The 12,793-nt window shown below is 50.7% G+C and carries 10 protein-coding genes; 9 read left to right on the forward strand and 1 reads right to left on the reverse strand.

Translation table 11 applies throughout. The features are described from left to right. Positions 1-19 precede the first annotated feature (19 nt). Positions 20-970, forward strand: a complete 951-nt coding sequence (locus tag ACFPYJ_RS19890) for a glycoside hydrolase family 43 protein (protein WP_379189944.1) — start codon at positions 20-22, stop codon at positions 968-970. A gap of 62 nt (positions 971-1,032) precedes the next feature. Here ACFPYJ_RS19890 and ACFPYJ_RS19895 read toward each other — a convergent pair whose 3' ends face one another. Continuing rightward, on the reverse strand, positions 1,033-1,968 hold the full coding sequence (locus ACFPYJ_RS19895; RefSeq protein WP_379189946.1) for an ArsR/SmtB family transcription factor: 936 nt from the start codon (positions 1,966-1,968) through the stop codon (positions 1,033-1,035). A gap of 102 nt (positions 1,969-2,070) precedes the next feature. On the opposite strand from ACFPYJ_RS19895, the gene ACFPYJ_RS19900 reads away from it, so the two are divergent. From ACFPYJ_RS19900 to ACFPYJ_RS19935, 8 genes are all read left to right on the forward strand, one after another. Then, entirely contained in the window at positions 2,071-4,353 is a 2,283-nt protein-coding gene (locus ACFPYJ_RS19900) for a beta-L-arabinofuranosidase domain-containing protein (RefSeq protein ID WP_379189947.1), read from the forward strand. A 190-nt stretch (positions 4,354-4,543) separates the two neighbouring features. Then, positions 4,544-5,653 carry an ABC transporter substrate-binding protein gene (locus ACFPYJ_RS19905; RefSeq protein WP_379189948.1) on the forward strand — a complete coding sequence of 370 codons (1,110 nt, stop codon included), beginning with the start codon at positions 4,544-4,546 and terminating at the stop codon, positions 5,651-5,653. Between the two features lie 418 nt (positions 5,654-6,071). Continuing rightward, complete coding sequence (locus tag ACFPYJ_RS19910) at positions 6,072-7,052, forward strand: Gfo/Idh/MocA family protein (RefSeq protein ID WP_379189949.1); 981 nt, start codon at positions 6,072-6,074, stop codon at positions 7,050-7,052. Positions 7,053-7,607: 555 nt separating this feature from the next. Further along, positions 7,608-8,501 carry an ABC transporter ATP-binding protein gene (locus ACFPYJ_RS19915; protein ID WP_379189950.1) on the forward strand — a complete coding sequence of 298 codons (894 nt, stop codon included), beginning with the start codon at positions 7,608-7,610 and terminating at the stop codon, positions 8,499-8,501. An 87-nt stretch (positions 8,502-8,588) separates the two neighbouring features. After that, positions 8,589-9,338, forward strand: coding sequence for an ABC transporter permease (locus ACFPYJ_RS19920; protein WP_379189951.1), 750 nt, complete (start codon positions 8,589-8,591; stop codon positions 9,336-9,338). A gap of 3 nt (positions 9,339-9,341) precedes the next feature. Continuing rightward, positions 9,342-10,496 (forward strand): sensor histidine kinase, encoded by a 1,155-nt coding sequence (locus ACFPYJ_RS19925; protein WP_379189952.1) that lies wholly within the window; start codon positions 9,342-9,344, stop codon positions 10,494-10,496. Then, positions 10,493-11,095 (forward strand): response regulator transcription factor, encoded by a 603-nt coding sequence (locus ACFPYJ_RS19930; RefSeq protein ID WP_379189953.1) that lies wholly within the window; start codon positions 10,493-10,495, stop codon positions 11,093-11,095. Before ACFPYJ_RS19925 ends, ACFPYJ_RS19930 begins: the two co-directional genes overlap by 4 nt. Positions 11,096-11,277: 182 nt before the next feature. Beyond that, positions 11,278-12,690, forward strand: coding sequence for a transglutaminase domain-containing protein (locus tag ACFPYJ_RS19935; protein WP_379189954.1), 1,413 nt, complete (start codon positions 11,278-11,280; stop codon positions 12,688-12,690). Positions 12,691-12,793 lie beyond the last annotated feature (103 nt).

Consider the following 12,793-nt stretch of genomic DNA (forward strand, 5'->3'; position numbering starts at 1 on the left):
CAGGAAGAGGGACTTCAATATGGGAACAGAAGAAATCATCAAACCTCTCATTGAGCAGAGGGCAGACCCCTATGTCTATAAGCATGGGGATGGCTGCTACTATTTTACCGCCTCGGTGCCGGCTTATGATTGCATCGAATTAAGGCGTTCCAAGACGATTGACGGCCTGGCTGGGGCGAAACCGGTCAAGGTGTGGGAGAAACACGAGAGCGGCATCATGAGTGAACATATTTGGGCGCCGGAGCTTCATTATTTGGACGGCAATTGGTACATCTATTTTGCGGCCGGTGAGATGGAGAATAAATGGCGGATTCGTCCTTATGTCTTAGCATGCAAGGGCCCCGATCCGCTGGCCGATTCCTGGATTGAGCTGGGAATGATGGAAAAGGCAGATCAGGACCCCTTTTCTTTTACGGACTTCTCGCTGGATGCCACCGTATTTGAACAGAGCGGCAGAAGATATTTTGTCTGGGCCGAGAAAGTGGGCGGGCAGAAGGGCATATCCAATCTGTATATCGCTGAGATGGAAACCCCTGCAAAGCTGAAAACGGTGCAGGTGCTGTTGACGACCCCGGATTATGATTGGGAACGGGTCGGATTTTGGGTGAACGAGGGTCCTGCCGTTCTCAAACGCAACGGCAAGGTGTTCATCACCTATTCGGCCAGCGCAACGGGCGCTTGCTACTGTATGGGGTTATTAACGGCCCCGGATACGGCGGATTTGCTGGATCCGCAAGCCTGGACGAAATCAAGGCATCCTGTTCTGTCCACCGATAAGGAGAAGGATCTATTCGGTCCGGGGCATAACAGCTTCACCGTATCGGAGAATGGCGAGGACTTAATTGTTTTTCATGCGCGGCCGTATGAGGAGATCGTTGGAGACCCGCTGTATGACCCTAATCGCCATGCGATGGTCATGAAGGTCAGATGGGATCAAGATGGCAATCCTTGCTTCTCATCCTGTTCATAAATACGAAAGACCGCTGAAGAGTGCAAGCGCATCTTCAGCGGTCCTTTTCTTTAAGGGCTGAGCTATCTATGAACAGCTTCGGCAGCCGGTACGACCTTCTCGTAATAGAGTCTTAGCACGATATCCTGATTGTAGTTGCCGAATCCTTTGCCAAACAGGGTGATGCCGCCCACATTGCGGGAATCCTTCTCGCTGGCGATCCGAAAGGTCCACTGCTTGTCCCGGACGTTGATCTGCTCCAGCGTCACATCTGAAATGGGCTTGCCATCTACGCGGGTGCCGTGGTTGGTGATAGTCAGGTGCTTGAGCAGTCCGTATTGGTTGACGTCGTCCGGCCACCAGGAGGGGTTATGCTTGCCGCGTTTATCCCCATAATCACCGGGGCTTGTCCAGGTGCCCAATTTGACCTGATTCAAATAGAAGGTGATATCCGATGGCCAGTTTTCGTCGGTCAGCGGGGCTTCGGAGGAAATTTCCATGGAGATCAGCAGTTCCTGCGGATTTTCCGTGGATAGAAGGAAGTTCGGGATCTTGTATTCAATATATCCTTCGCTGAACCAAAGGATCTGTGCCTGGAACCGTTCCGCATCAAGAAAATAACGCGGATCGTCCAGTTCACCGATAATCTTCTCGCTGGTCGCGAGGCCGCATGTCGGTTCAACCAGGAAATCCGTATAATGGCCGACTGGAATAAAGCTTTGATGATATTCGCGGATATGCTCCATTTTGTTCGGGAAGATAATATCGGCTTGATCAATAATCAAGGTGCACATCTTCTGCATGCCGCCTCTGCCGGGCTGCATATCCGTCCTTACAATGCCGCCCTTCACCAGCTTCTTGATGTGCATCGTCATAATTGCGCTGCTTAAGCCGACAGCTTCAGCCAGCTGACGTATATTCATCGGCTGCTTGGCAAGCAGCCGGATGAGTTCGAGCCGCACGCTGCTTGCCATCGCTTCATAGAAGGGCAGAGAGTTTTCGGTTACGTCTAAATTCATAGGCTACCTCCACTGGTAGGTAATTGTAATGTTAATTATTATATTAATAATATATATCTTTATTAACGAATGATCAACTATTGATTTTAGGAGTGAGCAGCTATGGAAAACGTGACATTATTAGAAGGAATTTTTAAACAATCGCAGGACAAAGGGAAAGAGTACCTGGTTTATCTTGATGTTGACCGGCTTGCGGCCCCTTGTTATGAAGCCGCCCTGCAGGAAGCCAAGAAACCGCGGTACGGCGGTTGGGAATCCACCCCGATCAGCGGCCATTCCATCGGCCATTGGCTTTCTGCCGCGGCCGCTATGTATGAGGTGACGAACGATGAGCAGCTCAAGCTGAAGATTGATTATGCGGTGGATGAGCTTGCTCATATCCAGAGCTTTGACAAGGATGGCTATGTCAGCGGCTTCCCCCGTGCTTGCTTTGATCAAGTGTTTACCGGAGAATTTGAGGTTGAGCATTTCAGCCTGGCTGGTGCTTGGGTGCCATGGTACAGCATTCACAAAATATATGCCGGACTTCTGGATGCCTATTCGATCGCCGGGAACACAAAAGCGCTTGAAGTCGTCACAAAGCTGGCCGATTGGGCAATAAGAGGAACGGACAGCCTCACGGATGAACAGTTCCAGAGAATGCTTATTTGCGAGCATGGCGGTATGAATGATGCCATGGCTGAGCTGTACAATATAACCGGAAATCAAGATTATCTGGAGATCGCGATCCGATTTTGCCATAAAACGATCTTGGACCCGCTGGCAGGCGGCGTGGACGAACTGGAAGGCAAACATGCCAACACCCAGATACCAAAAGTAATCGGGGCCGCCAGGCTGTATGAATTAACCGGTCATGAAGCATATAAGAACACAGCGTTGTTCTTTTGGAATGAAGTGACGAAATATCGCTCCTATATCATCGGCGGGAACAGTATTGGCGAGCATTTCGGGCCTGTCAATCAAGAAAGACTAGGGATCACGACGACCGAAACCTGCAACACCTACAACATGCTTAAGCTGACAGAGCACTTATTTCAATGGTCGCACGAGGCGTCCTATATGGATTATTACGAAAAGGCGCTGTACAATCATATCCTTGCCTCACAGGATCCGGATTCCGGCATGAAAACGTATTTTGTATCGACGCAGCCGGGGCATTTCAAGGTATATTGCTCGCCGGATGATTCCTTCTGGTGCTGTACCGGAACGGGGATGGAGAATCCCGCCCGTTATACGAGAAACATCTACTACAGAGAGCATGATGACCTCTATGTCAATTTGTTCATCGCTTCCGAGCTTAAGCTGGAGGATAAGAAAATGATACTCAAGCAAATAACGGATTTCCCAGTGTCGGATCGGACGACCCTGCAGGTTGAAGAGGCGAATGGCGAATTTCTATCCCTTCATATCCGGGTTCCTTCCTGGGCAGCCGGTGATGTGTTAGCTGTTGTTAATGGCGTTGAAGCGCATTCCGGCTCGGAGCGGGGAGGATATTTAACGATCGCCAGGTGCTGGAAGACCGGAGATGCGGTCGAGATCAGGCTTCCAATGGCTCTTCACACCTATGAGGCCAAGGATGACCCAAGGAAAATCGGTATCATGTACGGCCCTCTTGTATTGGCGGGCGCTTTAGGGACTAAGAATTTCCCGGAAAGCGATATTCTGGAGGACCACCTGAAGCTGAACAATCACCCCTTAATCGATGTGCCTGCGCTGGTGGCGGATAAGGAGCATCTCCAGGCTTGGATAAAGCCCGTTGAAGGCGCACCGCTAACCTTTGAGACAGACTTGATCGGACAGCCCGGGAATGTCAAGGTGACCCTTATTCCCTTCTATGCGCTGCATCATCAACGGTATACGCTGTATTGGAATATAATGAATGAAGAGGCGTATAGAACGTTTGAGGATAAAGAAAAGAAAGTGTATGACCGGGTTCGTGCAATCACGGTTGACGAGGTGCAGCCAAGCGAGCAGCAGCCGGAAGTGGAGCACAACATTCAAACGCTCCATTCAAACTCCGGTTACTATAACGTTGCCCAAAGAGGCTGGCGCGACAGCCGCGGCGAAGGATTCTTCAGCTATGAAATGGCGGTGGAGCCGGACCGGCAGATGTACCTGCTGGTCACTTACTTTGGCGGGGATCGGGCGTTTTTTGCGGATGGCAGGACCTATGAGCGCGAATTCGCCATTTCCGTAGACGGATCAGTTATTGCCGAGCCTAGACTCGTCGGGGATCAGGGGGACCGCAATTTCGATACCTGTTATGAAATTCCAAGCCGTCTGACCGCTGGCAAGTCAACCATTGAAGTGAAATTCTCATCTGCCTTGGGCAAAGCTGCAGGAGCTGTATATGGCATCAAGACCCTAAGGGAGAAATTAAGCTAAGGTTAAACGACTCTCACATTATTGAAGTGAAGACCCTGTTCTTAGGAACGGGGTCTTTCGCATTTTTTTACAAATCAAATATACCGCCATAACCCTTGGATAACATCTCTTCGTTACATTCAATAAAGGTGCACATCCATCCAGAACGGACACTTATACAAAAACACGGACCGGGAAGGAGCATGGTACTATGCGTAAGTTGTGGAGAACAGGGATAGGCCTGCTTGTTATCGCGGGAATGGCTGTCAGCTTGACGGCATGCACCAAGCCCGAACCAGCCGTTAAAGCAAGCGGTATTGAATCCGTTTCCTACGTAGCGGCAGCTGCTGATTTAGAGAAAGCGGCCAAAATGGAAGGCCAAATCGTAAGTGTAGGGATGCCGGATTCCTGGGCGAACTGGAAGGATACTTGGGAGGATTTGACGGGAATCTACGGCTTGAAGCATACGGACACCGCCATGTCCAGCTCAGAGGGAATTGCAATATTCGAAGCCGAGAAAGACAAGCGGGCAGCAGATATCAGCGATGTCGGGATCGCTTTTGCCCCGGTTGCGGTAGAAAAGGGTATAGTGCAGCCGTACAAGACAACCTACTGGGACGAAATTCCGGACTGGGCCAAGGACAAGGATGGAAACTGGGTCGTAGGCTACCAGGGCACCATCGGATTTCTCGTGAACAAGACGCTCGTGAAGGATGTGCCTAAGAGCTGGGAGGATCTGGCGAAAGGGGATTATAAAATCGTTGTCGGCGATGTAACCCAAGCAGCGCAGGCGCAAATGAGTGTACTCGCAGCTGCAATGGCAATGGGCGGGGACGAGAGCGACATTCAGCCGGGCATCGACTTCTTCAGGAAGCTTGCTAAGCAGAAACGGATCAGCAAGGCGGAGCTGTCCGTGGCTAACATCGAAAAGGGCGAGATCCCGGTTGCGCTGCTTTGGGATTTCAATGCGATCGGTTACCGGGAACAGATTGATTATGAGCAGTTCGAGGTCGTCATTCCGTCCGAGGGCAGTGTCGTAAGCGGCAATGCGACGATTATTAATAAATATGCACCGCATCCGAATGCAGCAAAGCTGGCACGGGAATATATTCTAAGCGACTTCGGCCAAATCAATCTGGCACGAGGCTACGCCAGACCGATCCGCGAGAACGTGAAGCTTCCGGACGATGTGGCATCGAAGCTTATCGACAGCTCTGAATACAAGCATGCAAAGCCGGTGGGCGATTACAAAGTATGGGATGAGACTTCCAAGAAGCTGCCGCAGCTTTGGCAGGATCAAGTTCTGGTTCATCTGGATTAAGCGGATACAGATTCAGCTGGGACGGGGGCTCCTTGAGATGACGATGATCTTCGTCATGCATGATCAGGAGGAAGCTCTTTCACCGGTATACGGTTCGAATACGGGAGCTTACGCTGACTGTCGATGCTTTGAATGCACCCGGCCAGCGCAGAATTGAGCCCGGCTCCGCGATACGTGTAATTATCCCGCGGGAAGCCTGTCTTCCATTAATGTCTTAATATTCGGGCATCTCCTGCAAATTCGTGCTATGCTGAGTTGTAGCTTCGTGTAGGAAATCTAGCACATGTTTAGGGAGCTAAGCATGCTTTCGAAGCTGCTTCCTATAAGGAGAGCAGCATGCTAACGAAGAAGTTTTTCTATGGGAACCAGCAAATGCTTTCGAAGCTGCTTCCTGCGGAAACTTTCAGGAGGGTGTCTGATGTCAAAACGAATTGCTGTGGTCGGTCTGGGTGATATTGCCCAGAAGGCTTATCTGCCAGTGCTTGCGGCGCATCGCGATATAGATTTAGTTGGAATAATGGGCCGCCATGCAGATAAGGTGCAGTCCATTGGTGAGCAGTATCGAATCAGCGGCCGGTTCACTGATTTGGATCGGCTGCTTGATGAGCAGCCCGAGCTTGTATTCATCCATACGGCGACAGAAAGCCATTATGAGCTGGTTATGCGTTGTTTGAGCAGGGGAATTCATGTCTATGTAGATAAGCCGCTGTCTTATGATATCTCACAGTCCGAAGAAATGGCTGCAGAAGCGCTCCGGACGGGAAAGCTTCTTGCAGTTGGTTTTAACCGGAGGTTCGCGCCGATGGTCGAGAGAAGCAGACAATGGGTGGAAGCGGCAGGAGGAGCAGAAACGATTCTCGTTCAGAAGAACCGGACGAAGCTGCAGCAGCGTTCTGCCATAGAATCGCTGTATGATGATGCCATTCACAGCATTGATCTTGCATTATGGCTGGGCACTCCAGGCAATCTGAGAATGAACGGCGATTCGGATGCATTTGCGAGTCCCGGGCTCGATATGGAGCTTGCCGCTCATACGCTCCGTGAGAACAAGGAAGGGAGATTATTGTCGGTATTCGGTATGCTTCGTTCACCGCAGCCCGGGAGAACATCGGTCTTTTCTATGGAGCGCCGTGCCGGGACAGACAGTGAACGTGTGGAACTGCATGGACACGGCCGGACGGCGATCGTGCAGGACTTGGAGCAGGCGGTTCTCACCGACCCTGACTCAGGCGGTCAGACGCTGAATTTCGGCGGGTGGGATTCTCACTTGTATCGCCGGGGTTTCATTGGAATCATTCAGCATGTTTTGCAATCGATCGATGATCCGTCTCTTTGTACCATACGGGCTGACCTCGTGCTTCCCGGCCACCGGCTGGTCGAGGCTCTGATTAACCCTTAAATTCAATGTAATCGTTCGTATAAATTGGACGACCCCCGCTTCATTGGAAGCGGGGGTCTAATTTGTGTTGCTATGGATGCGTGCGCTCCTAGTCTGCGCCGCCATGTATAAGAAGCGTAACCGCTAATGTCTTCCTACTTTCATAAATCATGCACGAAAGCAACGAAAGCCCTAACCTCTCAATCGTCCTTGCGGTTCCTCGACCGCGCCAGTGTGAATCCGTGTTCCTTAAAGCAGCCGTGTTTAAAAGGAAAAAGAAGATAGTCGTGGATTTGAGGAAATCCTGACCCAATATGAGGAAAAAACCAGAGGTTACACTTGATACAATTTATTATTATACATGCATTGCACATGGAAATCAAGTACCAATGCTTGCTTTTCTTTGGGAATCACAAATTTTATGTACTATATGACATTTGTCATGCGAAACGCATTACATTCATGAATTACTTGCCAATTCGGTTTTGAGTATGATGAATACAGATCAAACAACGAAAGACAAACAAGTGCAGCAGGACATAATGAACGGCCAGAATAGAAGAGGAGTGATCGGGCATGAAAGCAGCCATTCAGCTGACAGGTGTAAGCAAAATCTTCAAAGGAAAACCGGCGGTCGATAATTTGACTTTATCCGTTCAAGAAGGAACGGTAGTCGCTCTGCTTGGACCCAACGGGGCAGGAAAAACAACGACGGTCTCGATGATCCTCGGACTGCAGCAGCCGACCAAAGGAACAGTGAAGCTGCTCGGCGGAGATCCGCGGGAACAGAAGGTGCGGAATCGGATTGGCGCCATGCTGCAGGATGTCAGTGTAATTGACGGCTTGAAGGTTTCGGAAAGCATTAACCTGTTCCGCAGCTATTATGAGAAGCCGCTGCCGCTTCAGTATCTGCTGCAAGTGTCTAACCTTGAGAGCGAGAAGGACAAAATCGCATCCTCGCTATCCGGCGGTCAGCAGCGCCGGCTCGGCTTTGCGCTTGCGCTTGCCGGGGATCCTGAGGTTATTTTCTTAGATGAGCCGACGGTAGGCATGGATGTAACATCCCGCCAGCTCTTCTGGGATACGGTTAAGGCGATGGCAGGCCGGGGCAGGACGATTGTTCTGACGACGCATTATCTGGATGAAGCGGACAGCGTTGCTGATCGCATTGTCGTCATCAACAACGGCAAGCTCATTGCAGATGGAACGCCAAGCGAGATCAAAGCGGAAACGACCGGCCGGGTGATTTCCTTCATTGCCGGACAGTCCGTAACGACAGAGCAGCTTCTGGCGCTTCCTGGTGTATCGGACGTCGAATGGAGCGGACGTAAAGTAAAGCTGTCGAGCAGCAATACGGATGCGCTGATTGTAGCGCTGGTCGAAAAACGCTTTGAGATGCGGGATATCGAAATTCAAAGCGGCGGACTTGAAGATGCCTTCCAGGCGCTCGTGCAAACAGCTGCAAAATAACGAAGCGGACTCCGATCCACAAGGAGAAGCTATTAACGTAATTAACGTACTTAATAAACAATATCCTCTTTAGGAGATGATCCTTTTATGAATAATTTCAAAGCGACGATGGCTCAGTGCAAAGCCGAAATTTTGCGGACAGCAAGGAATAAACGTTTCGTGATGTTCTCCATTATTATGCCGGTTGCCTTCTTCTTCTTATTCACAAGCACCATGGACAGCAGCATGCAAGTAGGCGGTGTCGATTGGTCCTCGTATTATCTGATGTCGATGACCTGTTACGGTATCATAGGCGCCAGCTTCACGACCTTCAGCAACCGTTTGTCCCGCGAACGCTCCCAAGGCTGGATAAGATTGCTAAGAATCACACCGCTACCGTCATGGGCGTATGTCGTTTCTAAGGTAGCCGCACAGGGCATTATTAATCTGTTTATCATCCTCATGATGTTCATCATCGGCGGGCTAGGCAAACAAATCAGCTTGCCGGTCTCCGCTTGGATCCAGAGCGGGCTGTGGATTTGGGTCGGCGGGTTATCCTTTATGGCGCTTGGTACACTTGTCGGTTCGATGAAAAATCCGGATGTTGTGCAGGTGCTCAGCACGATTCTTTATATGGGGCTTTCCGTTCTTGGCGGACTATGGTTCCCGGTTGAAGGGATGTCCTCCACCATGCAGACCATTTCCAAATTCACACCGACTTACCGGCTTGGCGAAGGCGCGTGGAATATTATTGCCGGGGGCTCGGTGGACTGGAATGGTATTGGAATTCTGGCGGCCTATGTAATCGTATTTATGGTATTATCATCGTATATCCTCAAAAAACAGGAAGCGGTGTAACGTATGAAGAAAGCGGGCGGGCGTCGACCTTCGGGTCCGCCCTATATTTTCTCCTTCGTCTGGCTTATCTACTTAGTATATCCTCTATATGATTTTTCGAGCAGGCCAATTGACCAGCTAATAGAAGGGATTGCGCTGCTTATTGTATTTGTGGGGCTGTATCTGTACAGCTATAGAAGACAGCGCGGCCGGTTGTACAGTGTTCTGGGGCAGCTGCTCATGGTGGGGATCTTCACCTTTAGATATGATGCTTCATTCATTTATTTTGCCTTCTATCCCTCACCCTTAATAGGTATGCTGCCTAATAAGAAGCAGATCGTCATCTCGATGTCGGCGAAGGTGGTGCTGTATGCGGCGGTTTGCTGGAACTACAAGCTTTACCTGGATAGTAATTCACTCATTCAATTAGTTCCCGCTATGCTTGTTATGCTTGCCTTGCCGTTCGCTGTGCGGGCCGGGCATAAAGCCAAAGAACTGCGGGCAAAGCTTAACCTGGCTAATGAAGAAATCGCACGGTTATCCAAGAATGAGGAACGCCAGCGGATATCGCGGGATCTGCATGATACGCTCGGGCATACGCTGTCGCTGATTACACTCAAGAGCGAGCTGACAGAGAAGCTGATTACACGGAATCCGGAACGGGCGATCCAAGAAGTGAAGGATATTCAGGTCACCTCGCGGGCGGCGCTTAAACAGGTGAGGGAGCTGGTATCCGGTATGAACGCTGTCACGGTCCTGGAAGAAATGGATCATGCGAAACAGATTTTGACGGCAGCAGGTATAGGGATGGAGACGAAGAGCGAGCTGGACGGGCGCATCCCTTCACCGCTTATTGATAATATTCTGGGCATGTGCCTCAGAGAGTCCGTGACAAATGTCGTCAAGCACAGCCGTGCGCGCATGTGCAAAGTGGAGCTGCTTAAACAGACCGGCACCCTGCAGATGATCGTGACTGACGATGGTGACGGTACGGATAACGTCAGCAGCTCAGCCGAGTCCCAAACGGCTTCTTGTAATGGGTTAAAGGGCATGCGCGACCGGCTAAAGCTGGTTGAGGGTGAATTGGAATTTGAATCTGCTGCTCATAAGGGGACACGATTGTTGTTTACTGTGCCCCTTGTGAACAAATCGGGAGAGGAGGGAGAGAGCCGGGCATGAAGGTAATTGTTGCTGAAGACCAAGGTATGCTCCGCGGAGCGCTGAGTGCGCTGCTGGACCTCGAAGAGGATATTGAGGTTATCGGGCAAGCTGAGAATGGAGAGCGGGCCCTGCAGATGATTCAGGAGCTGGTGCCGGATATTGTCGTAATGGATATAGAAATGCCTAAGATGTCGGGTCTCGACGTTGCAGAGAAGCTGAAGGAGCTGCAGCATTCCTGCCGGGTTGTGATCCTGACGACTTTCTCGCGCGCGGGATACTTTCAGCGTGCCATGCGGGCAGGTGTCCGGGGCTTTCTGCTGAAAGACTCACCCATAGATGAGCTTGGAGCCGCATTAAGAAATGTAAATAATGGCGGCAGAGCAGTTAGTCCTGAGCTTGCGATTACATTCTGGGAGGCTGAGAACCCGCTCAGCGAGCGGGAGCGGGAGGTGCTTAAGCTGGCATCCGACGGGCATGCAGCCGGGGATATTGCCAAACAATTATTTCTCTCTGCAGGAACGGTGCGAAACTATTTGTCCGAGGCGATTCAGAAGCTGGAGGCTAAGAACCGCATTGATGCGATCGGCATCGCCCAGAAGAATGGTTGGCTGGACTAGTTCATCACGCCAGTAGACAAAGACAGATCAGGACGTACGCTTGCCAGTTCAGGCAGGTGCAATGTCCTTTTTTTAATTCAAAATCATGTAAATAAAGTGTTTTTTTATGCTACTATTAGATCTGGATTTCTGTAAAACTATCTTGGCAGATTGCTAGATTTATAGGAGGATTAACAGCCCGGATGAACGATCAAACCAAACGATTCATAATGGCAGCCGCAGCTGCACTTCTCATTGCCGGAAGTGCTCCCAAAGACGCCTTCGCACAATCCCGGGAGCCGAGCAGCTGGGCGAAGGAGGATGTAAGTGAAGCTTGGGACCGGCAGCTGGTTCCAACCCAGCTTAACAATCAGTATCAGCTAACGGTTACGCGGGAGCAATTCGGCGAGATGGCCGTTCAGCTCTATGAGGTGCTGACCGGACGGAAAGCAGCCGCACCAGGCACTAACCCATTCCGGGATTTGAATAATTATCGGGTGCTGCAGGCGTATGAGCTTGGTATCGTACAAGGCACGAGCAGAACGGCTTTTTCCCCGAAGCTTGGAGTGACGCGCGAGCAGCTGGCGTCCATGATATATAACACGCTGAAGAAAGCGGGGCTGGCATCTAAGCTGCAGGATGGACAGACGGCCGCCCCTGCTTTTGCCGATAGTAAGCAAATTTCCTCCTGGTCACAAGAGGCCATCCGAGTGCTCAATGGGAATCAGCTTATGAAGGGGAGCGCCTACAAGGACCGGATATGGTTCCTGCCAAAGACAACCACGACGCGTGAACAGGCCATTGTTCTTGTGAACCGCATCTACGTGAAATACGGAACGTATTATGTGAACAGTGAATACGAACTGATGAATGCGGCTGATCAGACACTGCCGGTCGTGATCAAGAATGAGCGCTCCAAACAAATTGATGAGAAGGCTAAGGGGATTTTGGCATCCATCCTTAAGCCGGGAATGAGTGATTACGACAAAGAGCTCGCCATTCATAACTTTTTACTGGTGCATATCGCCTACGATTACGAGAATTATAAGAATGGCACGCTGCCTGATGATTCCTATACGATCTACGGCTCGTTATTTAAAGGCATCGCCGTGTGCCAGGGATACGCTTATTCGGCCAAGCTGCTGCTTGGTATGGCAGGCATCGAGTCCCATGTGGTAACAGGTACAGCGAGTGGAATCGTACATGCATGGAACAAGGTTAAAATTGAGGGCAATTATTATAATTTGGATGTAACCTGGGATGACCCTGTGCCGGATGTCGAGGGCCGGGTCACCTACGGCTACTTTAACGTAACGGATGAGGAATTAAGACGGGATCATATATGGACAGATAGCCTGCCGAAGGCGGCAGCCAGCACTTTTAACTATTTTCAATACAATGGTTTGACGGTTACCAGCCGAAGTGAATTCGAAGCGAGAGTCGCTGCGGCCATTCAGGTGAGGGATTCGGCCCTGACGCTCAAGCGATTATATACGGATGGAGAAGGTGTGGAAGATGATTGGCGTGCGTTATTCAGCCGGTTCCCGGAAATCGCGCAATATTCGTATGCGACGGACAACAGCGGTGTCGTGAGCTTCACATTCTCGTACCGCTGAAGAACGGAGTGTGAATTTCACATTCTCGCACCGCTGAAGAACGGTGTCGTGAGCTTCACGCTCTCGCACAACTGAGGGTGCTGCGCCCCCATCGTTTGCCCAG

Origin of the sequence: Paenibacillus solisilvae (assembly GCF_042656405.1) — a bacterium.
GTDB lineage: Bacteria > Bacillota > Bacilli > Paenibacillales > Paenibacillaceae > Paenibacillus_Z > Paenibacillus_Z solisilvae.